This is a genomic window from Clostridium porci (assembly GCF_009696375.1).
Lineage (GTDB): Bacteria > Bacillota > Clostridia > Lachnospirales > Lachnospiraceae > Enterocloster > Enterocloster porci.
Map to the genome: position 1 here is coordinate 1 of NZ_VUMD01000001.1, position 23441 is coordinate 23441.

Annotated in this window: 19 protein-coding genes and 1 pseudogene; 18 read left to right on the forward strand and 2 right to left on the reverse strand. The window is 46.1% G+C overall.

Annotated features, from left to right (window positions below):
- Nucleotides 1-221: pseudogene (locus FYJ39_RS00005) on the forward strand (class B sortase); the annotation flags it as partial.
- Between the two features lie 278 nt (nucleotides 222-499).
- Here FYJ39_RS00005 and FYJ39_RS00010 read toward each other — a convergent pair.
- Nucleotides 500-1141 carry a class I SAM-dependent methyltransferase gene (locus tag FYJ39_RS00010; protein ID WP_154470435.1) on the reverse strand — a complete coding sequence of 214 codons (642 nt, stop codon included), beginning with the start codon at nucleotides 1139-1141 and terminating at the stop codon, nucleotides 500-502.
- Nucleotides 1142-1551: 410 nt separating this feature from the next.
- On the opposite strand from FYJ39_RS00010, the gene FYJ39_RS00015 reads away from it, so the two are divergent.
- Nucleotides 1552-1827: a metal-sensing transcriptional repressor gene (locus FYJ39_RS00015; RefSeq protein WP_154470436.1), complete on the forward strand. Its 276-nt coding sequence runs from the start codon at nucleotides 1552-1554 to the stop codon at nucleotides 1825-1827.
- Nucleotides 1828-1960: 133 nt separating this feature from the next.
- Entirely contained in the window at nucleotides 1961-3820 is a 1860-nt protein-coding gene (locus FYJ39_RS00020; protein WP_154470437.1) for a heavy metal translocating P-type ATPase, read from the forward strand.
- A gap of 171 nt (nucleotides 3821-3991) precedes the next feature.
- Here FYJ39_RS00020 and FYJ39_RS00025 read toward each other — a convergent pair whose 3' ends face one another.
- Complete coding sequence (locus tag FYJ39_RS00025) at nucleotides 3992-4366, reverse strand: desulfoferrodoxin family protein (RefSeq protein WP_154470438.1); 375 nt, start codon at nucleotides 4364-4366, stop codon at nucleotides 3992-3994.
- A 1025-nt stretch (nucleotides 4367-5391) separates the two neighbouring features.
- Between FYJ39_RS00025 and FYJ39_RS00030 the strand changes: the two genes are divergently transcribed.
- The 15 genes from FYJ39_RS00030 to dnaG all read left to right on the forward strand — a co-directional run bounded on the left by FYJ39_RS00030 (nucleotide 5392) and on the right by dnaG (nucleotide 23423).
- Nucleotides 5392-6765 (forward strand): ABC transporter substrate-binding protein, encoded by a 1374-nt coding sequence (locus FYJ39_RS00030; RefSeq protein WP_154470439.1) that lies wholly within the window; start codon nucleotides 5392-5394, stop codon nucleotides 6763-6765.
- Between the two features lie 139 nt (nucleotides 6766-6904).
- Nucleotides 6905-7753, forward strand: coding sequence for a carbohydrate ABC transporter permease (locus FYJ39_RS00035; RefSeq protein WP_154470815.1), 849 nt, complete (start codon nucleotides 6905-6907; stop codon nucleotides 7751-7753).
- Nucleotides 7750-8595, forward strand: coding sequence for a carbohydrate ABC transporter permease (locus tag FYJ39_RS00040; protein WP_154470440.1), 846 nt, complete (start codon nucleotides 7750-7752; stop codon nucleotides 8593-8595). Before FYJ39_RS00035 ends, FYJ39_RS00040 begins: the two co-directional genes overlap by 4 nt.
- Nucleotides 8596-8631: 36 nt before the next feature.
- A complete protein-coding gene (malQ, locus tag FYJ39_RS00045) occupies nucleotides 8632-10104 on the forward strand; it encodes a 4-alpha-glucanotransferase (RefSeq protein ID WP_154470441.1) in 1473 nt (490 codons plus the stop codon).
- Nucleotides 10105-10163: 59 nt separating this feature from the next.
- Complete coding sequence (locus tag FYJ39_RS00050; RefSeq protein ID WP_154470442.1) at nucleotides 10164-11243, forward strand: LacI family DNA-binding transcriptional regulator; 1080 nt, start codon at nucleotides 10164-10166, stop codon at nucleotides 11241-11243.
- A 326-nt stretch (nucleotides 11244-11569) separates the two neighbouring features.
- The gene (locus FYJ39_RS00055; RefSeq protein ID WP_154470443.1) at nucleotides 11570-12349 is read left to right on the forward strand and encodes an ABC transporter permease; all 780 of its coding nucleotides are present in this window, start codon (nucleotides 11570-11572) and stop codon (nucleotides 12347-12349) included.
- Nucleotides 12325-13116: an ABC transporter ATP-binding protein gene (locus tag FYJ39_RS00060; protein WP_154470444.1), complete on the forward strand. Its 792-nt coding sequence runs from the start codon at nucleotides 12325-12327 to the stop codon at nucleotides 13114-13116. Before FYJ39_RS00055 ends, FYJ39_RS00060 begins: the two co-directional genes overlap by 25 nt.
- 110 nt (nucleotides 13117-13226) lie before the next feature.
- A complete protein-coding gene (locus FYJ39_RS00065; protein ID WP_154470445.1) occupies nucleotides 13227-14324 on the forward strand; it encodes an ABC transporter substrate-binding protein in 1098 nt (365 codons plus the stop codon).
- A gap of 102 nt (nucleotides 14325-14426) precedes the next feature.
- Nucleotides 14427-15245, forward strand: a complete 819-nt coding sequence (locus FYJ39_RS00070; RefSeq protein WP_154470446.1) for a sugar phosphate isomerase family — start codon at nucleotides 14427-14429, stop codon at nucleotides 15243-15245.
- Between the two features lie 124 nt (nucleotides 15246-15369).
- Nucleotides 15370-16863 (forward strand): sensor histidine kinase, encoded by a 1494-nt coding sequence (locus FYJ39_RS00075; RefSeq protein ID WP_154470447.1) that lies wholly within the window; start codon nucleotides 15370-15372, stop codon nucleotides 16861-16863.
- A gap of 63 nt (nucleotides 16864-16926) precedes the next feature.
- Nucleotides 16927-17601 (forward strand): response regulator transcription factor, encoded by a 675-nt coding sequence (locus FYJ39_RS00080; RefSeq protein WP_154470448.1) that lies wholly within the window; start codon nucleotides 16927-16929, stop codon nucleotides 17599-17601.
- A gap of 89 nt (nucleotides 17602-17690) precedes the next feature.
- Nucleotides 17691-18845 (forward strand): class II fructose-bisphosphate aldolase, encoded by a 1155-nt coding sequence (locus FYJ39_RS00085; protein ID WP_154470449.1) that lies wholly within the window; start codon nucleotides 17691-17693, stop codon nucleotides 18843-18845.
- A gap of 155 nt (nucleotides 18846-19000) precedes the next feature.
- Nucleotides 19001-20122 (forward strand): anaerobic sulfatase maturase, encoded by a 1122-nt coding sequence (locus tag FYJ39_RS00090; RefSeq protein WP_154470450.1) that lies wholly within the window; start codon nucleotides 19001-19003, stop codon nucleotides 20120-20122.
- 290 nt (nucleotides 20123-20412) lie between these two features.
- Entirely contained in the window at nucleotides 20413-21423 is a 1011-nt protein-coding gene (locus FYJ39_RS00095) for a deoxyguanosinetriphosphate triphosphohydrolase (protein ID WP_154470451.1), read from the forward strand.
- 98 nt (nucleotides 21424-21521) lie between these two features.
- Nucleotides 21522-23423 (forward strand): DNA primase, encoded by a 1902-nt coding sequence (gene dnaG / locus FYJ39_RS00100; RefSeq protein WP_178258712.1) that lies wholly within the window; start codon nucleotides 21522-21524, stop codon nucleotides 23421-23423.
- The last annotated feature ends 18 nt before the right edge of the window (nucleotides 23424-23441 follow it).

Here is a 23441-nt window from a genome sequence, read left to right on the forward strand (position 1 = left end):
ACCAGGATGAAAGGGACGTGTTCCGCTTCTATGCCTATCCGGATCTGAGCGATCCTGGGTCGTTTTCCCAGTACGTGGACAACGTGGCTGCGGCCTCCCTGTACGATACGGGCGAAACAGCGGAATATGGGGACACGCTGCTGACCCTTGTGACGTGCAGCTATCATACGGAAAATGGGCGGTTTGTGGTGGTGGCCCGGAAAAGCGAATCTAGACAATAGGAGAGAAGAATATCTCCCTGCGCTCCGCAGCTACGTCTCGGTGATGTTTCGATATACCAATGCGCAGGCTGCCGCCGCACTTCTAAGCGCAGCGGCAAGCGGCCTGCGTCAAAAGGGATTCGCACGGGGCTGCCAGAACGTTGGGAAGGATGTGCCCACGGTGGGGGCGAATGATCGTTTCTGTTTGACTATGGTGCGATAAACTCATAGATAGATATTGGGGGAACCAAAAATAGATTTCTTTTAATCAAATCCGCTTGAGCATTTGCTTACGATTTCTACATAGATGGTTCTTTCTCTGCCAGGATACAAAGCCAATGGCGGTTTTGGTTTATATATGCGGTTATCCTGGAAAAGCCTGTTTCCTGTAAAAATTGCCTCAGCTGCACCTGGGTGAAGATACACATCCCGCCGATGATGCCCGTCCATTTTTCGCCTGCCGGATCGGTCCCGTCTGATTCATTCACGATCAAGAAGGTTCCGCCTGGTTTGAGCACCCGCCAGACCTCCCGGAAGCTTTTTGCTGGCCCTGGCCAGAAATAGACGGTTTCAAAGGCGGTGATAACATCAAATGTCTCCGCTTCAAAAGGGAGGCAGGACACATCGCCCTGCACGATTTTGCATCTCCCTGTGCGTACCTCATGCCGGTTGAGCTGCTTTGTTTTATCACAAGCGACCTTGGAATAATCCAGGGCTGTGACCGTTGCCGAAGAAAATCGTTTTAAGAGCTCTTCGGTGTTGCGGCCCCCGCCACAGCCGAAATCCGCAATCATAGAGGCGGACACAGTAGAGGCTGAAAGATGACAAAGCCCCCAATCCGAAACAGCGGCATGGCCTTGATTCATACTTCTGACCATCACTTTTCCCATCCAGCCTTTTGGCTTTCTGGTGTTGTTAAAAAACTGTTTGATAATCCCCAAGACATAACCTCCTGTACTTCACTTTGTTATACACAGCTAACTGCTTTTATTATATAGGAAATCCATCAAAAAATCTACTTATTTTCAAGGATATATCAAGACATAAAAGCGGTGCTCATATTGCAGGTTCAGTTGTGTGACGCTTCTCATTGTGATAGCTCCTTTGCTTTATGTATTTACGGGTGTGAAGCGCCCCTATGCGCAGGGATTAAGGGGGGCTGGCGGAATCGGCGTTCTCAGAAGAAGTGCGAATTCTCCTTCGATTGAATACAAGCAAAAGTTATTTTATCTATTTAAGATTATATCCTATTAATGACAAAAAGATCAATCGCATAGGGGTTGTGTAACATTGACTTTTTCATGAAAAATTGCTATAATACACATACCCCTAATAGTATGGAGATTAGAATATGAAACAATGTATGGATTCCGCAAATCTGCACCGCAGACTTGCAAAGATTATCGGGCAAATTCAAGCCATTGATCGAATGATTGACGAGGATGTTCCTTGCGAGGACGTTCTTTCTCAGATAAACGCTGCAAAATCTGCCCTCAACAAAGCCGGTCAGGTTGTGCTCGAAGGTCATATTAAGCATTGTGTAAAGGACGGTATTGAGCACGGCGATGCAGATGAAACCATTGAGAAATTTACCAAGGCAGTAGAACGTTTTGCAAATATGCAATAAAACAAACCCTTTTTGTGAAAGGCAGTCATTACGACTGTCTTTTTCTTTTGAATACCTTGACATCTGATACCCATATGGGTATAATATAGGAATACCCCCATAGGTATAGATAGGTATAGAAAAGAGGCTTTGAATGAAGAAGATGATCGAAAAAGTAGAAGCTTTTATGGAACTTGGCGGCATAAAGAAAGATATTGTGTTCCTTGTTCTCGGAGGTCTTTCACTCATTATAAGCATGTTTGATTTGATACCCTTGCCTTTTGACGCGGCGTGGGTTGCCATTCTCCTTTGCGGTGTGCCGATTATAATGGGAGCCATGATTGGTCTTATGACTGCTTTTGACATTAAAGCTGATGTGCTTGTATCTTTGGCTCTTATCGCTTCCATCTGTATTAGGGAGGACTTTGCCGCAGGCGAGGTTGCTTTCATTATGCAGCTTGGAGCGCTGCTTGAAGATCTAACCGTTGCAAAAGCGAGAGCGGGCATTGAAAGGCTCGTACATCTTACACCGCAGACAGCAAGACTGATCGCTGACGGCGTTGAAAAAGTTATCCCTGCCGAGCAGGTAAAGGTTGGAGATAGGATCCGAGTTCTTCCCGGTGAAAGGGTTGCCGTTGACGGTATTATCCTTTCGGGGCAGACCTCTGTAAACCAAGCGGTTATGACGGGAGAATCACTCCCCGTAGATAAAACGGTTGGAGATGAGGTGTCTTCGGGAACTGTGAATCAGTTCGGTGCGTTTGAAATGAAAGCCACAAGGGTTGGCGAGGACAGTTCCATCCAGCGGATGATCAAGCTCGTTCAGTCTGCTGATGCAGGAAAGGCAAACATTGTTGGTCTTGCAGACAAATGGGCAACTTGGATTGTGGTTATTGCACTTTCCGCCGCAGGTCTGACCTGGGCGTTTACGGGTGAAGTGATACGTGCGGTCACAATTCTGGTAGTGTTCTGCCCTTGTGCGTTGGTGCTTGCAACTCCTACTGCAATTATGGCGGCAATCGGCAATGCCACAAAACACAGTTTCCTTGTTCGTGAGGGAGATGCCTTAGAGCGGCTTTCCAAAGTGTCTAAGATCACATTTGATAAAACGGGTACACTGACCTACGGCACGCCAAAGGTTACTGCCGTAAAATCCGTTTCCGATTATGGAGAAGATGATATTTACGCTTATGCCGCCGCTGCCGAGCAGTTGAGCGAACACCCTCTTGGCAAAGCCATGGTTCGTTGCTACGGTAAGGAAATTCCCTCTTGCGGTAGCTTTCAGATGAATCCGGGAGAGGGTGTCACTGCGACTGTCGACGGAAAGGTTGTAAAAGCAGGAAATTTGAAACTTCTGAAAGATATAACAATTTCCAAAGACCTTTCAGACAGCGCAGGTGAATATCTCAACGAAGGGAGCACCGTTATTTATGTTGCACTTGATGATGTTCTTGCAGGATATATCGTTCTCTCCGATACAGTCAGAGAAGAAAGCAAGCAGATGATTGCCGCGCTTGGCAAACTTGGCGTTCAGCCTGTATTGCTTACGGGCGATCATATAAATGCCGCAGATGCTATTGCAGCTCAACTCGATATCAGAGAGGTACACGCTAATTGTTTGCCCGAAGATAAATTAAACCATATCGACAGTTACCAAAAGAACGGAGATGTGGTATGTATGATCGGTGACGGTATCAACGACGCGCCCGCTCTTAAGAAAGCGAATGTGGGTATTGCGATGGGCGGCGCCGGTAGTGCTATTGCGGTAGATGCCGCAGATATTGCTCTCGTAGATGATGAAATCAAAGAACTGCCACACCTGCTCTCTCTTTCAAAAAGAATGACGGCTACGATCAAGGTGAATCTGACATTCTCAATGGGATTGAATTTCCTTGCTATTGCTCTTGCGATTACCGGATTACTTGGACCCGTTTTTGGTGCGCTGGTACATAACGCAGGCTCGGTGCTTGTTATTGTCAACTCTGCATTGCTTTTGAATTGGAAAGAAACGTAAGAATAAGTAATGTATACAACGAGATCGCTGCCTTTCGAGGCGGCGATTTTCTTTGTGCCGGACATGTACGCGGATGAAGGGTAATAAGGACGTCAATTTGTATACATGCGTAAAAACAGGAAGGAAGGCCATTTGAAAGCCTTCCCTCCTGTGTCCATATGCTTTTTGCCATTATCCTTGCCAGAGGCTATGTAAATTGCAATAAGCATAAACCGCTTCTACCTCATCTCCTTCGCAGAGGGCAAAACAGACCTTTGGCGCGTCTCCCGGAGATAAGGCTTTGCGCTGATTTCCCTGTTTGGTCTGGAGGGATACCCATTCAATATAGTGCTCCGGCAGCATGGGGTGTTTTGCAGAACCAATGGTAACGAAAACCAGATTCCCTTTCACTTCATATACAGGTACATGCTTCTCCACGGCAGCATCGGTTGTTCCGGGAATGATCTCTGTCATGTTTTCTCCGCAGCATACTACGGGTACGCCGGAATCCTTCACTTTTGCCATAATGTTCCCACAATGTTTGCAGATGTAAAATGTTTGTTCCATGATGATACCTCCTTTTATTTATGATTGATTTATTGCAATCCGCTCCTTCGCGGGAATTGCTTCTCATTTCTTTATTTTAAGTGCTCCTTGCAAGGAAGAAATTAGGTACCTATCATCATTGGCACTTCTTCCTTTGCTTGAGGATATATGGTTTCCGGTTAAAATATGAAATTGGTATTCGAATGCCTACTCCTCCCGGTCATCCAAGGAATACACCGGAACCGTGATGCCCTGAACGGAAGATGGAATTGGCTTCTTAAACTTAATACCATTAGATTTCCTAATTTATTCTGAGCGATTGTTGAAAGTGCCGTCTTGACTCCAATAGAACTGTGTGGTGGATTCTTGCTTTTAGGATACCACATCAACAGATGAAATTCTAGCCATTTCAGCAGCTTTGTAGAAAAAGTTAGGAGCAATTAGCTTGTATCTTGAAATTCAAAGAGCACATACATTTACGCTTGCAGAAATGAGCGCAGCATCACTTACAGAAGAATAGATACAGCCAGTATTTGGAGTAGTTAGAGTTTCTGGAGATTGCGATACCGATGTAGTATTTACAGATGTTGAGACTGGAAAAACTTATACGATAGGCTATATTACATCTGGTGTATCAGAAAAAAATAAAGTTACAAAGGGGAAAATGGTATACAGTGAACGGTAAAGGAAATCTCACAATAAAACCTGTAAACATTAGAATTGAAAAGAATCCTTAATTCTACGAAAAGAACATTTATGGAATGGGGACAGAAGAAAAGTACAGGAAAGCATTCATGATCATCATCTAAGAGCTGAGATAAGTAAATATAAATAAATATTGCAAAATAAAGAACAGTATGCTATACTAATGTCACAATGGAAACGTTGCCGATAACGATACCGAAGCCAGTTTCCATATTTAAGAATCACATGAAACTGGCTGGTTTATCCTGTGGATTTTGCCCTTGCTGCTGCCGTGAGATAGCAAAAAATCCGTGTAGCATTATGAAAATACAATTAAATATATTAAAAGGAGAGGTGTCATCATGAAAAAGAAACTGATTCGTGCATTATTTTGTGCAGCAATGGTTACTTCCGGGTTAGCCGGATGCAGCGGCAATCACAGCGCAACCGGGACGGCGGCGCAGGAAGCTGTGGGAAAAACGAGCGCTTCATCAGAAACCGGAAGGGTATATTATTTAAACTTCAAGCCTGAAGTAGATGAACAGTGGCAGGAAATCACGAAGGCGTACCAGGAAGAGACAGGAGTAGAGCTTAAGGTCGTTACTGCGGCAAGCGGCACGTACGAAGAAGTGCTGAAATCTGAGATTGCTGGCTCAAAGGCTCCTACGCTGTTCCAGATCAACGGGCCTGTGGGCTATCAAAATTGGAAGGATTACTGCCTGGATCTGACGAATACAGAGCTGTACAATGCGTTATCCGATAAGGAGCTTGCAGTAAAGGGCGAGGATGGAGGAGTATATGGCATACCCTATACGGTTGAGTCCTATGGCATCATTTATAATGATGCAATTATGAGGGCGTACTTTGCAACGGAAGGCGCCAAGGCAGCCAGTGTAGATGCAATCAACAGCTTTGCCAAATTAAAAGAGGTTGTGGAAGATATGACGTTAAAAAAGCCGGAATTGGGTATTGAGGGCGTGTTTGCCTCTACCTCCCTTCTTCCCGGGGAGGACTGGAGATGGCAGACGCACCTTGCTAATATTCCGGTCTATTATGAATACAGGGACAACCATGTAAGCGATATGGAAAAGCTGACCTTCTATTATTCCGATAACTATAAGAATATCTTTGACTTGTATATCAATAATTCTACTTGCGCTCCCGGTTTGCTTGGAAGCAAGGCAGTAACTGATTCTATGGCTGAGTTTGCTTTGGGAGAGTGCGCCATGGTACAGAACGGCAACTGGGCCTGGAGCCAGATTTCAGAGGTAGAAGGCAATGTGGTAAAGGAAGAGGACATAAAATTCATGCCCATTTATACAGGGATAGAAGGAGAAGAGAACCAGGGCCTTTGCACTGGTACGGAAAACTTCTGGTGTGTAAATAGTCAGGCCTCTGAAGCCGATCAGAAAGCAACCTTGGATTTTGTGAACTGGATGATCACATCCGATAAAGGAAAGGATTATATGGTAAATAAATTAGGCAACGCAGCGCCCTTTACAACCTTTGGTGATGATGAGAAGCCTTCCGATCCTCTTGCAAAAGAAATGTACCGTTATATGGACAGCGGAAAAACAAGCATAACCTGGAATTTTACGACCTTCCCCAGCCAGGCTTTTAAGGATGATTTTGGCGCGGCTTTACTGGAATACTGCAACGGAAATATGACATGGAATGAGGTAAAGGATCTGGTGGTTGCCAGATGGGCAGAAGAAAAAGCTGCGATCGTCCAGTAGAAAAGAAATTTAAATGGCGACAAAGGAAATTCTAAGCCAGCAACCCATGCCGGCTTAGAATTTCTTTTCATCAGAGCTTACCTGCGCTTTCAAAAGCGGCATAACTGATGGTGGCAATGATTCGGAAGGAGGATGGATGATGGAAAAAACATTAAAACGATATGCTCTTATTTTTACCCTGCCTACAGTGACAGCCTTTGCCTTTGCTTTTATGATTCCCTTTCTGCAGGGAATATATCTTTCATTTTGCAAATTCACAACGGTAGAAAACGCGGTATGGATGGGACTTAACAATTATAAAACAGCCTTTTCTCAAGGACAGGGTTTTACAAAAGCATTGGGCTTTACGGCAGCATTTACGGTAGTTAGTGTTTTGACAATCAATTTGCTGGCATTTACAATCGCGGTATTGCTCACAAGAAAAATGAAAGGAACCAATTTATTCAGAACCGTATTTTTTATGCCGAATTTAATCGGGGGCATTGTTCTTGGCTATACCTGGCAGCAGATGATCAATGCTGTTTTATATAAATATGGAACGACCATTGTGTCCAACGCAAAATTTGGCTTCTGGGGCCTGGTTATTCTTATGAACTGGCAAATGGTAGGATATATGATGATTATCTATATTGCTGGGCTTCAGAATATACCAACGGATTTGATTGAAGCGGCAAATATAGATGGAGCTACGCCGTGGCAGACCTTAATCAGGGTGAAAATTCCTCTGGTAATGTCCTCCATCACCATCTGTACGTTCCTGACCCTGTCAAACAGCTTTAAGCTGTTTGATCAGAACAAGGCCCTTACGGACGGAGCGCCTATGAAAAAAACCCAGATGCTTGCTCTGAATATTTATGAAACCTTCTATGGCAGAACCAGCTATGAGGGCGTAGGGCAGGCAAAGGCCGTGGTGTTTTTTATCATAGTCGCGGCCATTGCATTGCTGCAGCTGTCTATTACAAGAAGCAAGGAGGTAGAGCAAGCATGACTTCAAACAAAAGCAAAGGTTCCAACCGAATGGTCTTTGCATTTTTATGCGCATTTGCAATGGCGATTCTTTATCCGCTGTTGTTCATTCTGAATAACTCCTTCAAAGGAAAGTTTTTCATCAGCGCCGATCCCTTTGGACTGCCGGACGGCAAAACCTTTGCGGGACTTGATAATTATGTGAACGGGCTGGTTAAGACAGGTCTGCTTAAGGCGATCGGATGGTCATTCTTTATCACGGTCGTTTCTGTTATACTGATTATTTTATTTACGTCCATGACAGCATACTATATTGCCAGAGTAAAGTCAACGTACGCTGGACTCCTGTATTATATGTTTGTATTTTCCATGATTGTGCCCTTTCAGATGGTAATGTTTACCATGACTAGTCTGGCAGACAGGTTTCACTTGCGAAATCCGCTGGGAATGTGTATTCTGTATTTAGGATTCGGCGCTGGTCTTTCGGTATTTATGTTTGTGGGCTTTATCAAGACGATCCCTCTGGAGATAGAAGAGGCAGCTCTGATTGATGGGTGCAATCCTCTGCAAACATTTTTCAGGGTGGTATTTCCTATTTTAAAGCCTACCGCAATTACAGTGGCGATTTTAAATGCAATGTGGATATGGAACGACTTTTTGCTTCCCTACCTGATCATCGGCGTTAGCACAAAATACAAGACCATACCGGTAGTAGTTCAGATGCTGGTTGGCTCCAATGGAAATAAGGATTTAGGAGCGCTGATGGCAATGCTTGTTTTGTCGATTATCCCCATTATTATTTTTTATCTGGTATGTCAGAAATATATTATCCAGGGCGTTGTTGCCGGAGCGGTAAAGGGCTAGTGTGAAGGCAGCTATGGAAAGGAGCTTTTAATTATCATGAGAAAAAGCGGCATATTGTTGCCTATATCAAGTATTCCTTCCAGATACGGTATTGGCGCATTTTCTAAGGAGGCATATGAATTTGTGGACTTTCTTCAATCTGCCGGACAAAGGCTTTGGCAAATACTGCCCCTTGGCCCTACCGGCTATGGAGATTCCCCTTATCAATCCTTTTCTGCATTTGCAGGGAATCCATATTATATTGATTTGGAGGAATTGATTGGGAGGGGATGGCTGACCAAAGAGGAATGTTCCTCCTATGATTTCGGTGATAACCGGATGTATGTGGACTATGAAAAGCTATATTCGTCTCGTATGAAAGCTTTGCGGATGGCTTATGAGCGGAGCGGAATACATGCAGAGCAGGATTTTATAAGATTTAAAGAGGAAAATGCCTTTTGGCTTCCGAATTATGCCCTTTACATGGCGGTAAAAAGATCCTTTGGGGAGAAATGCTGGATTGAATGGGAGGAGAATATCAGACTCCGCAGATCTGAAGCTTTGAATGTTTACGAAGAACGATATAAGGAGGAAGTGGAATTTTATAAATTCCAGCAGTATCTGTTTACGAAACAGTGGAATTCCCTTAAGTCCTATGCCAATGAAAGAGGCATAGAAATTATTGGGGATATTCCTATTTATGTGGCCTTTGACAGCGCGGATACATGGGCAAACCCGGAGCTGTTCCAGCTGGACGGGGGACGCAGGCCTGTGGGAGTGGCCGGATGTCCGCCGGATGCCTTTTCACTTACGGGGCAGCTGTGGGGGAATCCATTGTACCGCTGGGAATACCATAAGGCTACGGACTATGAATGGTGGACACAGAGGATTGCCTATTGCTATCAGCTGTATGATATTGTAAGAATCGATCATTTCCGGGGATTTGATGAATACTATTTTATCCCTTACGGAGAGCCTACGGCGGAATATGGTCATTGGGAAAAGGGGCCGGGCTATGATATATTCAAAAGGATGAAGGAGAAGCTGGGGGATAAGCCGGTGATTGCTGAGGATCTGGGCTTTTTGACGGGGAGCGTAAAAAAACTGGTTAAGGATACTGGATATCCGGGGATGAAGGTTTTGCAATTTGCCTTTGATTCCAGGGAGGAAAGCGATTATCTTCCTCATAATTATACGAAGAATTTCATTGTCTATACAGGTACCCACGACAACGATACAATAATTGGCTGGTATAACACCTTGAATGAACAGGACAAAGCATTTGCAAAGCGGTATTTGAATCTAAAGACTGATCAGGGGGTTCAGTGGGAATTTATACGGAGCGCCCTGGCAAGCGTGGCAGATACTGCGGTAATTCCCATGCAGGACTATCTGGGGCTGGGCAGCGAAGCCAGGATTAATACTCCTTCCACAGTGGGGAATAACTGGAGGTGGCGTCTGCTGCCCGGACAAACGGATGAACGGATCGCGCAGAAAATCAGAGGAATGACAAAGCTGTATGGCAGATAGCAGATAAGTGAGAGGTGTTCCTGTGACATGAGGCAAAGAGCAACGGGGAGGAAAGGGGTATGTCTGAGTTAACAATTAAGGATATTGCCAGGCTATGCGGGGTGGGAGTGAGTACCGTTTCCAGAGCGCTTAATAACCATCCTGATATTAATCCTGAAACCAAAAGCAGGGTGCTGAAGGTGATAAAAGAGTATGACTTTGTACCGAATAACAGCGCCAGAAATTTAAAGAGAACAGAATCGGATCGGATTGCCGTTTTGATAAAGGGCATTGCCAATCCGCTTTTTGGCGGCATGATAAAGGTAATTGAGGAAGAGACGCAAAGGGAAAAATATTCTCTGGAGCTAAAGCATGTGGAATATAATGAGGATGAGGTGGAAGTGGCCATTGAGATGGTTAAGGAAAAGCGTCTGAAGGGAATTATATTTCTGGGAGGTTATTTTTTACATTCGGAGGAGAGGATTCATAAGCTGACGGTTCCTTATATCTTTAGCACCATTGGTACGGCAGTGCCGGAACACATTAGTCCCGCGCTCTATTCCAGCGTGTCTGTGGATGATCGGAGGGAAAGCTATCTTATGACGGCCTATCTGCTCCAGCAGGGGCATAGGAATATTGCGATCTTGTCTGCGGAGACAGAGATCAACAGCATCGGACAGCTTCGTTTGGAGGGATATACGCAGGCATTAAAGGAGAAGGGAATCCCGGTGAATGAAAATCTGATACGCCGGGTGGAGGATGATGTAGAGCACTATTCAATGGAAAACGGCTATCTCACTACAAGAAGTCTGCTTGCTTCGGGAGAGCCCTTTACGGCAATATTCGCTACTGCGGATATCCTTGCCGTGGGAGCCTGCCGGGCGTTGGTAGAGGCAGGCGTCAGAATCCCAGAGGATGTATCTGTCACTGGCTTTGATGGGATTGATATGGCTGAATACTACAACCCATCGATTACTACCATGAAGCAGCCGGTGAAGGATATGGCAAAGACTACGGCCAGGCTTTTGTTTGACATGATTGCAGGAAGGAAGGGCTATGAGCATATTCTTTTTTCTGCTGAGCTGGCGGTGAGAGAGTCCAGCGGTCCGGCAAAAGGCTTAGGGGAATCGAAACAGCTGCCTGCTGGGAAGAAGGGCTGAGAGGTTAGAAAGAAAAGCTCTATGCTGTAAAACCATAGAGACGGCATAGGGGAGCAGGGGAACAGGCGACGGAAGGACTCTTTATCCAGAGGATGATATGTTTCTGGGGAAGGGGTCCTTTTTTTACAGCAGAAGCCTTTGCCTTCCGGGAGGGCGGAAGCCGTAGGAAGAAAGACTACAGTGGAGACAGGCTGCTCCGTCTGCCAGCTTGTCCGCCAGCAGAAGGATGCAAGGAAAAAAGGATGAAAAAAGTTCCACCTTAAAAAATATCAGAAAAATGATAAACTGAGATTAACAAATGAAAAACCAAAGAAAGGTGAGGTCGTATGAATAAAAAAAGCAAAACCGGAGGGATTCCCAGATGGGCGTGGCTGCTTATCTCCTTTGCGGTGGCAATGGTAGTGTGGTATCTGCTTTCGCTGAATCCAAAGACCGCAAGAAGCTTTCCCAATGTAATCGTAACGTTGCATGCAATCGGAACAATGATAAACAGGGGGGTTTTGTGGGCGGATATTTCCAGCAGCTTAATCTCCGTAACAGCAGGCTTTGCCATTGGATTTGCGCTGTCCCTGCCTGTGGCAATTCTTATGGCCTGGTATAAGCCGGTGAGAAATATTATCGAACCGTGGATTCAGTTTATCCGTAACATCCCGCCTCTGGCATATGTGCCGTTAGTTGTTTTATCAGCAGGCGTTGGACGCAAGGCCCAGATCATAGTTATCACGATTGCTACATTTTTGATTATGACTGTTACGATCTATCAGGGCGTGGTCAATGTAGACGAGACGCTGATAAAGGCTGCAAGGGTATTGGGAGCTACGGACAAGGATATTTTCCTGAAGGTCATTGCTCCGGCTACCTTACCGTTTATCATAACGGCAATCCGTCTGGGAAGCTCTACCGCTCTTACTACACTTATAGCGGCGGAATCGACTGGCGCGGTAGCGGGGCTGGGAATGAGAATCCGATCCCTGAATAACAGCTTTGAATCGGAGCCGATGCTTCTGTACATCATTTTGATTGGTATTATCGGTATGATTGTTGAAAAAGTCGTCAAATTCTTAGAAAGGAAGTTTACAGGATGGCAGGAGAAGAGAGAAGTATAAAGCTCAAAATCGACAATGTCAGAAAGGTTTTTGACACCAGAAATGGTGAAATGATTGCATTAAACGGCGTAAGTCTGGATATTAAGGAAAATGAATTTATTTGTGTTGTGGGGCCTTCTGGATGTGGAAAGTCCACGCTGCTTAATATTATAGCAGGACTTTCGGAGCCTACCTCTGGAAAGGTGTACTGCGATGGTAAAGAGGTTACGGGTACGGGAACCGAAAGGGGCGTTGTGTTCCAGCAGTATGCGCTGTTCCCATGGATGACTGTAAAGAAAAATGTTATGTTTGGCCTGAATTTAAAGGGGATTAAGGGAAAAGAAGCAGAAGATATAGCCATGAAGTACATCAAGATGGTACAGCTGGAGGATTTTGTCAACCACTATCCCAAGGAGCTATCCGGCGGTATGAAGCAGCGTGTGGCGATTGCCAGAGCTTACGCGGTAAACCCTTCTGTGCTTCTCATGGATGAACCCTTTGGGGCCTTAGACGCACAGACCAGAACCCAGCTTCAGACAGAATTGCTGGAAACATGGGAAAAAGAGCAAAAGACCTGTTTCTTTATCACCCATGATGTGGATGAGGCGATTATTCTGGCGCAGAAGGTGATTATCATGAGTGCGAGACCAGGACGTATCAAGGAAATCGTTAATATTGATATTCCATATCCCCGTACCCAGGAGACTAAGATGACACCGAGATTTCTGGAACTGAAAAATCATATCTGGGGTCAGGTATATCAGGAATACCTGGAAGTCAGAAAATGACAGCATGAATGCCAAAGCTGATGACAAAGCAGCTTAAAAGGTGTGGGGAGAGGAGAGAAGTTCCTGACCCCAGCAGCAAATTTTCATTTTATTAAAGGAGGAAGCGTCATATGAAAAAGAAAACATTAGGTTTGTTAATGGCAGCGGCTATGACAGCAGGAATGCTGTCTGGCTGCCAAGGTGCTCAGAAGGCTCCTGCCGGGGCACAGGAGACAACAGCGGCAGAGACAGAGAAAACCACCACAGGGGAAGCGGCTTCTGCAAAGGAAGTATCGTCCTCACAGGAAGCGGCTCCTGCAGCAGAACCGGTTACTCTGAATGTAGCTTACATGCCCAACTACGGAAGCTTGTGGGCCATTGAGAATGCCATTGCGCAGGGTTATCTGGAGAAGGAGGGAATTACCGTAAATCTGACGGAATTCCAGGACGGCCCTACGATTATCGCTGCAATGGAATCGGGAAGTATAGATATCGGATATATTGGACAGGGTGCCCATAAGCTTGCGATTAACGGCCAGGCGACGATTTTTGCCTTATCCCATATTTCAAACGGTGACGCTTTGATTGGAGGTCCCGGCATTGCTTCCATTAAAGATTTGGCAGGTAAGAAGGTTGCCTATTCTTCCGGCAGTTCCAGCGAGGATATTCTGGTAAACTCACTGGCAAGCGCAGATATGACAATGAAGGACATTGAGGCGGTGGACATGGACGCATCAGCAATCGTAACCGCAATGCTTTCAGGCGGCGTTGACGCATGCGCAACATGGTCTCCTAACAGCCTGAAAATATTAGAGGAAATGCCGCAAGCCACCAAGCTTACGGATAATATGACCTTTTCTGACAAGACGGTATCCCTGGCAAGCTGGATTGCTATGCCGAAATATGCCTCTGAAAACAGAGATGTCCTTGTAAGATTTACAAGAGCGTTATTTAAGGCTATGGACTATGCGGCAACTGAGCATCAGGAAGAAACTGCGGAATTAGTAGCAAAGCAGGTGGCACAGGATAAAGCAACTGTCTATGAGCAGCGGGGAGATGCGCAGTGGCTGACAGGAAAAGAGGTTTCCGCAGGAGCGGCAGACGGAAAGGTAGAGGGCTACTACGAGCTGCAAAAGAAGAACTTTATCGACGCTGGCGCAGTAGAAGGAGATCCGGCAGTATCTGATTATGTTTTGCTGGATGTCATGGTAGAGGCTGGAAATTATTAAACAGCAGCTGTAACGAAATACTGTAACCAATAACGGGATGGTAGAGCTGCTTTTTGGCAGCTCTATATTCCTATTCAGGGAAATGATGTAAGGAGAAGCAACATGCATGATTATTATTACTTTACAAAAGAAGAACTGCTGAGAGCGCCGAAAATTCCTTTGATTGTAATGGAGGATAATCAGACTGTCTTTCAGGCAATGGCAAAGGAGATGGCAGAGGAGATCAAACGGAACAATGATCGGGGAAAGAGCACGGTTTATATCTGCCCGGTAGGCCCTGTGGGCCAGTACCCCTACTTTGTGGAGCGGGTGAACGAAGAGAGGATCAGCTTAAAAAATGTTTGGTTTATCAATATGGATGAGTATCTGACGGATGACAAGGAATGGATTCCCAAGGAGCATAGACTAAGCTTTAGGGGATTTATGGAGCGCTCTGTCTATACAAGGATTCGGCCGGAGCTTGTAATGCCTGAGCAGCAGAGAATCTTTCCGGATCCGAAAAATCCTGCCTATATTCAGGAGACAATCCAACGGCTGGGCGGAGTAGATACCTGCTTTGGAGGCATTGGCATCAACGGGCATGTGGCCTTTAACGAGGCCCGTGAGGATATAAGTCCGGAAGCGTTTTTGCAGCTTCACACAAGGGTTTTAGAGATTTCCAAAGAGACCAGGGCCGTTAATTCAATCGGAGATTTAAACGGAGCGCTGGACGATATGCCTAATTATTGTATTACTATCGGTATGAACGAAATCTTCCATGCGAAAAAAATAAGGCTTGGATGCTTCCGTGACTGGCACAGAAGCGTGGTAAGACATGCCGCTTATGGAGAAAAGACCGCTCATTTCCCAGTCAGCCTGCTGCAGGATCACCCGGATATTAACATCCGGCTTACAGAGTTTGTGGCAAATCTTCCTAAGTAGGAACACGGCAAGGAGCAGATGGCCTGCTGCGCCTGCAGAAAAGCAATTTTTCAAAAAGATATAGTAGGAAAATAGGTTTATTTATGGTAAAATTCAGAGGTAAGGATATTAGGGGTGAGTTCCTATGCTGATTATACTGACAGTTGGATTAGTGGTTGCGTCTGTTCTGATTTTGTGCGTAAAGAGAAGCAGGGAGTCAATCCAGCTGTTTGGATTATGTCTAAGCCTGATGCTGGAAATATGCGGAGTGATGATTTTTATTGCCAAAAAGGGAGGGCTTTCTCAGGAGGTGCTGCAATTTCTGTATTTTTCCAGAGTCATACAGACAAAAATCCAGTTTTTTCTGATTACATTGAACCAGCTTGGATATTTGATTGCAGTAGGAAGAACCCTTTTCCCCTTTTTTCTGATAGAGCTTGCCATGAGCTATTCCATGATACCGGTGATCCGGAAGAATACGTGGATACAAAAGGCAGCCTTTGTTCTGCCCGGTATTACGCTGCTCCTGTATTTCCCGCCTCTTTACCGTATGGGACTGACCTTTCACCCTCAGCTGTTAAAGATCATCCAGAGAGGCGCTCTTGTGTGGATGACTCTTTATCTGTGGATCGCCCTGTTCCTGCTGGCCTATGAGTATAAGTCTATTACCATGAAATTCTGCAAAAGGCAGTTCAGCCAGATTGCCGCAAGCATGGCGGCGTTAACCGGTATCTATATTCTCTACTATCAGCAGGACCCAGGGCAGGTATACCACTTTTACAGCTCCATTGGGGCGTGGAATAAGGGAATTGGCTACATGCAGATCGATCCTTCTCTGGGAAGCTATGTTCTTCTGGTGTTGACCAGCATTATTTGCTGTATCCTCGGTTTTTATAACATTGGACGCTATACCAGAGGGAATTTTAAAACCAGCAAGGAAGAGATTGTGATGGAGCGGAAGTTTGATACTGCAAAGGTTGGGGCCTCCACCTTTGTCCACAGCATGAAGAATCAGCTTTTGTCCAGCAGAGTGCTTTTTAAGCGAATCAACCAGCTTTATGAAGAACCTGAGCTGGATTACAAAAGGCTGAAGGAATATGTAAAAACGCTGGAGGCATTTAATGACGCCATGCTTTTGCGCATGGAGGAGCTATACCGGTGTGTGAAGTCAAATGCAATTTATATGGTTCCAGTACGGCTTTCGGAGATTGCGGAAAATTCCATAGAGCGTTTTCATACGAAATATCCTGAGGCGAAGGTAAAGTGGGATCTGGGAGATGTCACAGAGATCCTGGCAGACAGAGTTCATCTATGCGAGGCCCTTTACAATTTATTGGTAAATGCCCAGGAGGCGGTAATGGAAGCGGGGCGCGACGGCCAGGGAAATATCTCTCTTCTTGCCCATAATGAAAGGCTCTATACGGTGATTGAGGTAAGGGATAATGGAAGGGGAATGACCAAGAGCCAGTTAAAGAAAATATTTGAGCCATTTTATTCCAGTAAAAATTCTAACTCCAACTGGGGCATGGGTCTGTATTATGTCAGAGAAATTGTGAAATCCCATTTGGGGACATTGCGGATAGAGAGTAAGGACGGAGAAGGAAGCAGCTTTTATATTCTGCTGCCGAAATACCAGTGACAGAGACTGCTTCCACCGGAGAGGAAGAGGGATGGGAGTTTCAGAAAGGACTGTTGACAGGCTATGACGGATAAAATCAGGATTTTAATTGCAGATGATTTTCCGCTGCTTCGGGAAGATCTGGCGGAGCTTATCGGAAGGCAGGATGATATGGTAGTGGCAGGAGAGGCTTCTACGGGAGGGGAAATCGTGGCCCTGGCCAGAGAGACAGAATATGACCTGATTTTGATGGATATTGAAATGGAGCAGATGAATGCGGGAATCCTTGCAGCTGAAAGAATCCGGGAGGAGCAGCCGGATGCTAATGTGATTTTTCTGACAGCCCATGAGACCAGGGAAATGATAGTGACTGCCATGGGAGCCGGAGCTCTTGACTATTTGGTGAAAGGCTGCGGGGAGGAGGAAATCCTCTATCACATCCGTTCCGCTATGGAAGGACATCCTGTTATGCAGAGCAGAATCCATGAGACGATTATGCAGGAATATGCAAGGCTGCAAAAAAGTGAGCGTAGTCTGCTGTTTTTTATTAATAATATTTCAAAGCTGACGGGAACAGAACGGGAGCTGATCAAGCTTTTGCTGGAAGGGTATAAGGTCAATGAAATCGCTGGAATCCGTTGTGTGGAGAGCAGTACGGTCAAGACCCAGATCAAGGGGCTGCTCCGTAAGTTTGGGTGCAGCAGAACGAAAGAGATCCTACAGATTATCCGGGAACTGAACATCGGACATCTGTTTTAAACAGGGCAGATGAAAAGGGACAGGGTAGTTTGAAAGATAAAATGTTATTAGAAAATGAAGGTCAAACAGATTGAAATGGAGGAAATAAAATGTTAGTACCAATGAGAGTAATCTTAGAGGCTGCCGACAGAAATGATTTTGCCCAGGGGGCATTTAATGTAAATGCGGTATGCCAGGCAAAGGCGGTGATCAAGGTTCACGAGATGTTCAGAAGCCCGGCCATTCTTCAGGGAGCGGATCTCGCCAACGGATTTATGGGCGGACGCACGGATTTTATGAATGCTGATTTGGAGGATAAAAAAAGGGGAGCTAAGAATATTGCGGAAGCGGTAAAAAAATACGGTATGGATAGCCCCATTCCGGTAGCTCTGCATTTGGATCACGGAAAGAATCTGGATTCCTGCAAGGCAGCTGTTGAAGGGGGCTATACCAGCGTCATGATCGACGGAAGCTCTCTTCCCTTTGAGGAAAATGTAGAGCTTACCAGAGAGGTTGTAAAATATGCCCATGAGCGCGGAGTTTCAGTAGAGGGAGAGCTGGGGGTACTGGCCGGTGTGGAGGATCATGTGTTTTCGGCAGACAGCACCTATACCAATCCACTCAGCGCAATCGAGTTTTTCCGTAAGACGGGAGTGGACGCCCTTGCGATTAGCTATGGAACCATGCATGGGGCAAATAAGGGAAAGGGCGCGGTCATCCGCAAGGAAATTGCCATCGCTATCAAGGAATGCATGCGCCATGAGGGGATTGAGGGCTATCTGGTAAGTCACGGTTCATCCACCGTTCCACAATACATTGTTGACGAGATTAACGGGCTGGGAGGTGAGCTGACGAATACCTATGGTATTGACGTTAATCAGTTAATTGAGGCATCTCACTGCGGCATCAATAAAATTAATGTGGATACAGATATACGCCTTGCTGTAACGCGAAATATGAAGGAACTGTTTGATAAGGAAAAGACCTTAAGAAACAGCGCCTCTATCGGGGCTGTTTATGAGCTTTTGGAAAAGAACAAGTCAGCCTTTGATCCCCGTGTTTTTATTACGCCTATTATGGATACAGTGATGTATGGTAATGTGCCGGACGAGGATGTGGCGAGAATCTGCAAGTGCATAGAGGATGGCGTAAAGGAGGTAGTCGGAACCCTGATCGTGAAATTCGGCAGCTACGGAAAAGGGCCGGAGGTAGAACTGGTAACTCTGGAGCAGATGGCAGACAGATATAAAAAGCAGGGGATTTAGAGGTCAGGGAACTGCTTTGTCTAAAAAAGGAGGTAAAGGCCGGCTTTTCCATAGAAGGGGAGAGCTCTGAAGAACGATTCTGATTCCAGGAAATTTGTGCTTTGGTGATTTTGGGGACACCCTTAATTGCTGTATATAAGGAGAATATGAAACATATGCCTGCATTAAGCCTGCTGATAAAACCGGCTTCTGGAAACTGTAACCTTCGCTGCCGGTATTGCTTTTATGCAAATGAACAAGAAAACCGTATGGTCGCTTCCTATGGGATGATGAGCGGCGATACTATGTCCTGCATTGTTGACAAGGCCCTGGCCTACGCTCACAAGGAGTGTGTCTTTAACTTTCAGGGAGGAGAGCCGGCCCTTGCGGGACTGGATTTTTACCGCGGCCTGGTTGACTATGTAGCTTCTCATCCAAATCCAAAGCATGTAAAAACTCATTATTCGATTCAGACCAATGGTTGCTTGCTTGACGAGGAATGGGCGGATTTTTTTGCAAAGCATCACTTTTTGGTTGGTATTTCTCTGGATGGAACGAAGGAAATCCATGACCGTTACCGGTTGGACGCGGCAGGCAAGGGCACCTTCAACCGGGTGATGGCGGCAATCCGGTTTCTGGAAAAGAAGGGAGTGGATTATAATATCCTTACGGTGGTGACGGCTCAAAGCGCACGCAGCGGGCAGAAGCTTTATCAGTTCTTTAAGAAAAACAGGTTTACCTTCCAGCAGTACATTGAGTGCCTGGACCCCATCGGAGAAGAGCCGGGAAGTCAGGAGTATTCTCTGACGCCTCAGCGCTTGGGGAATTTCTTAAAAAGCGTTTTTGATCCATGGTATATGGATATGATGGCTGGAAGGTATGTATACAACCGTTATTTTGAGAATCTGATGATGATTATGGCAGGGCAGTGGCCGGAAAGCTGCGGAATGCAGGGAGTCTGCGGCCGCCAGTGGGTGATTGAGGCGGACGGTGGCGTTTATCCCTGTGATTTTTACGCTCTGGATGAATGGAGGCTGGGGAATATCACAAAAGACAGCTTTGAGGAGATGGACAAAAGAAGAGATAAGCTGGGCTTTATGGAGTGGTCCAGGCGCCTGCCTGAAAATTGCCGGCTCTGCCAATGGAGAAATTTATGCCGGGGAGGCTGTAGACGCCACAGGGAGCCTGTAACGGCAGATACCAGTGGAAAAAATTATTTCTGCGAAGGCTATCGGGAGTTTTTTGCTTATGCTTATCCTCGGCTGGAAGAGGTGCTGCGCAGTTATAGCCGCAGGTAAGCCTTACGAATTAAAAGAAAAATAAGAGCCTGATTTTGCCGGTGCTGCTCTGTGACGATTGAAGTCAGAGAAGCGCTATGTACGGTACAGAGTAAGCCTGTGCTGTGTTGAAATCAGGCTCTTATTTTTTTGAGTAAAGGGGCTGTTTTTAAAAGCGGAAGGCCCAGGTGGAATTTTCAGACACGATCTAGGAAATCGTCAGAATTTGTGATATACTGGTTTCAGAGTGTAAATTTTGTAGTAAAATAGCAGGAATAACAATATAATATATAGAGACAGGAAGTGGGAGGATGAATATCAGGGAATCAATGGAGGCATTGGAAGAACAGATACTGAGCCCTTATGCTGCCTTGAGCTGCAGAACCAGAGGCAGGGACAGACCGGAGCCTCCGTGCGATATCCGGCCTGAGTATCAGCGCGACCGGGATCGGATTCTTCACTGCAAGGCATTTCGGCGGCTTAAGCATAAAACTCAGGTATTTCTGGCGCCGGAGGGGGATCATTACCGCACCAGACTGACCCATACTCTGGAGGTATCCCAGATTGCCAGAACCATTGCCAAATCTCTGCGCCTGAATGAGAGCCTGACAGAAGCCATTGCACTGGGTCATGATCTAGGCCATACGCCCTTCGGTCATTCCGGCGAGGCAGTGCTGGATCATATTTGTGAGGACGGCTTTTCCCACTATAAGCAGAGCGTACGCATTGTGGAGATTCTGGAAAAGGATGGGAAGGGGCTGAATCTTACCTGGGAGACGAGGGACGGTATTTTAAATCACCGTACCACAGGACAGCCCTCCACCTTAGAGGGGGCTGTTGTACGCTTATCGGACAAGATTGCCTATATTAATCATGATATTGATGACGCGATCCGGGCCAGAATGTTTACAGAGGCACAGATTCCGGCTGTATTTACAGATGTTTTGGGAAAAAGCGTTCGGGAGCGGCTGAACAATCTGATTCATGACATTATTATAAACAGTATGGATAAGCCGGCAATCATCATGTCTGACGGCATGGAGGAAGCCATGGGAGGGCTTCGCAGATGGATGTTTGAGAATGTATACAAAAATGACATACCAAAGGCGGAGGAGGGCAAGGCCCAGCAGATGATATCTCAGCTTTATGATTATTACATGAAGCATGTAGACAAACTGCCGGTGGAATACCTTCTTCTTATGGTAAATAAAGGCGAGAAAAAGTCCCGGGTTGTCTGTGATTACATTGCGGGCATGAGCGATATCTATGCCATCGACCAGTTTGAGGAACTGTTCGTTCCAAAGCGATGGAACGTATATTAAGACAGGCTCGGCCTGTAAGGAGGCGAGGCAGAAATGCGCTTTCCACAGGATTTTCAGAACAGAGGATAAATGAAAAGGAACGGAAGGGAGACGGCTGCGTGTACTATCCTGATGAGCTGATAGAAGAAGTAAGAATGAACAATGATATAGTAGATGTGATTTCGGGTTATGTGAAGCTACAGAAAAAGGGCGCAAATTATTTTGGACTGTGCCCCTTCCATAACGAGAAATCCCCTTCCTTTTCGGTTTCCTCAGGGAAGCAGATGTATTACTGCTTTGGCTGCGGAGCAGGGGGAAATGTGCTTACCTTTATAATGGAGTATGAAAACTATACCTTCCAGGAAGCGCTTCAAATGTTAGCGGATCGGGCGGGAATTACGTTGCCAAGGATGGAATACAGCAAGGAGGCCAGAGCCCAGGCGGAGTACAGAGCCAGGCTTTTGGAGGTGAACAAGCTGGCTGCCAATTATTTTTATTACCAGCTAAAGCAGCCCCAGGGAAGGCATGGATATGAGTATTTCCACGATAAAAGGGGCTTGACGGATAAAACGATTGTCCACTTTGGACTGGGCTATTCTAATAAGACCAGCGATGATCTGTACCGCTTCCTTAAGGATAAGGGCTATGAGGACAGCTTTCTTAAGGACACGGGGCTTGTAACGCTGGAGGAGAGGGGAGGAAGGGACAAGTTCTGGAACCGGGTTATGTTTCCCATTATGGATGTGAATAACCGGGTAATCGCGTTCGGAGGCAGGGTGATGGGTGAGGGGGAACCGAAATATTTAAATTCTCCTGAGACCCGGCTTTTTGATAAAAGCCGCAATCTTTATGGCTTGAATTATGCAAGGACATCCAGGGCATCCTATCTGTTGCTATGCGAGGGATATCTGGATGTTATTTCTCTGCATCAGGCTGGCTTTACCAATGCAGTGGCTTCCCTGGGAACCGCTTTTACCAGCCAGCATGCCAATGTACTGAAGCGGTATACAGATCAGGTCGTTCTTACCTATGACAGCGACGAAGCAGGCACTAAGGCGGCCCTGAGGGCCATCCCTGTTTTGAAGGACGCAGGTATTTCCTGTAAGATATTGGACATGAAGCCCTGCAAGGATCCGGACGAGTTTATCAAGCATATGGGGCCTGAGGCATTTCAGCAGAGGATCGATCAGGCTAAAAACAGCTTTATATTTGAGATAGATGTACTAAAGGAAAATTACCATATGAATGATCCGGAACAGAAAACTACCTTCTATCAGGAGATTGCCAGAAGGCTTCTGCGGTTTGGGGAAGCGCTGGAGCGGGAGAATTATCTGCAGGCGGTTGCCAGGGAGCAGATGATTCATCCAGACGAGCTTAGGGGGTTGGTAAACCGAATGGGTATGTCCTTAGGACTGAAAGCGGGAGATAGCCTGAACTGGGACGGAAGCCTTCATGAAGCAGGCGGAGTGGAATGGCCGGCAGAGCCTGGAGCGCGGAGGATGGAAGCAGACGGGGCGGGCAGGCGCTACGGCAGGGGAGAGAGCGAGGGGAGGTATCGCTCCTATAGCGGAGACCCTCAGGGCAAGGTGAGAAAGCCGGACAGAGAGGACGGCATACGCCGTTCCCAGAGACTGCTTCTTACCTGGCTCATAGAGAATCAGGAGCTGTTTGAAAAAATCAGGGGAATCATTACCGCAGATGATTTTGTGGAAGAACTGTATCACCAGGTGGCGGTAATGGTGTTTGAGGGCCATGAAGCGGGGAATCTGAATCCTGCCGCTATACTCAGCCGCTTTATTAATGACGAGGATCAGTATAAAGAGGTGGCAGCCCTGTTCAATGCCAGCCTTAAGGAATCTCTGAGCAATGAAGAGCAAAAGAAAGCATTTGCAGAAACTGTAATGAAGGTAAGGAAAAACAGTCTGGACGTGGCCAGCCGTAATGCAAAAGATATAACGCAGTTGCAGGAAATTATCAAGCAGCAGGCAGCCTTAAAGCAGCTGCATATTTCCCTGGATTAAACAGCATTTCATAGGAAG

Bases quoted from the DNA above. Each gene is read 5' to 3' on its own strand.
- FYJ39_RS00015 (WP_154470436.1), top strand. From the start codon at position 1,552: ATGAAACAATGTATGGATTCCGCAAATCTGCACCGCAGACTTGCAAAG.
- FYJ39_RS00020 (WP_154470437.1), top strand. From the start codon at position 1,961: ATGAAGAAGATGATCGAAAAAGTAGAAGCTTTTATGGAACTTGGCGGC.
- FYJ39_RS00025 (WP_154470438.1), bottom strand. From the start codon at position 4,366: ATGGAACAAACATTTTACATCTGCAAACATTGTGGGAACATTATGGCA.
- FYJ39_RS00030 (WP_154470439.1), top strand. From the start codon at position 5,392: ATGAAAAAGAAACTGATTCGTGCATTATTTTGTGCAGCAATGGTTACT.
- FYJ39_RS00035 (WP_154470815.1), top strand. From the start codon at position 6,905: ATGGAAAAAACATTAAAACGATATGCTCTTATTTTTACCCTGCCTACA.
- FYJ39_RS00040 (WP_154470440.1), top strand. From the start codon at position 7,750: ATGACTTCAAACAAAAGCAAAGGTTCCAACCGAATGGTCTTTGCATTT.
- malQ (WP_154470441.1), top strand. From the start codon at position 8,632: ATGAGAAAAAGCGGCATATTGTTGCCTATATCAAGTATTCCTTCCAGA.
- FYJ39_RS00050 (WP_154470442.1), top strand. From the start codon at position 10,164: ATGTCTGAGTTAACAATTAAGGATATTGCCAGGCTATGCGGGGTGGGA.
- FYJ39_RS00055 (WP_154470443.1), top strand. From the start codon at position 11,570: ATGAATAAAAAAAGCAAAACCGGAGGGATTCCCAGATGGGCGTGGCTG.
- FYJ39_RS00060 (WP_154470444.1), top strand. From the start codon at position 12,325: ATGGCAGGAGAAGAGAGAAGTATAAAGCTCAAAATCGACAATGTCAGA.
- FYJ39_RS00065 (WP_154470445.1), top strand. From the start codon at position 13,227: ATGAAAAAGAAAACATTAGGTTTGTTAATGGCAGCGGCTATGACAGCA.
- FYJ39_RS00070 (WP_154470446.1), top strand. From the start codon at position 14,427: ATGCATGATTATTATTACTTTACAAAAGAAGAACTGCTGAGAGCGCCG.
- FYJ39_RS00075 (WP_154470447.1), top strand. From the start codon at position 15,370: ATGCTGATTATACTGACAGTTGGATTAGTGGTTGCGTCTGTTCTGATT.
- FYJ39_RS00080 (WP_154470448.1), top strand. From the start codon at position 16,927: ATGACGGATAAAATCAGGATTTTAATTGCAGATGATTTTCCGCTGCTT.
- FYJ39_RS00085 (WP_154470449.1), top strand. From the start codon at position 17,691: ATGTTAGTACCAATGAGAGTAATCTTAGAGGCTGCCGACAGAAATGAT.
- FYJ39_RS00090 (WP_154470450.1), top strand. From the start codon at position 19,001: ATGCCTGCATTAAGCCTGCTGATAAAACCGGCTTCTGGAAACTGTAAC.
- FYJ39_RS00095 (WP_154470451.1), top strand. From the start codon at position 20,413: ATGAATATCAGGGAATCAATGGAGGCATTGGAAGAACAGATACTGAGC.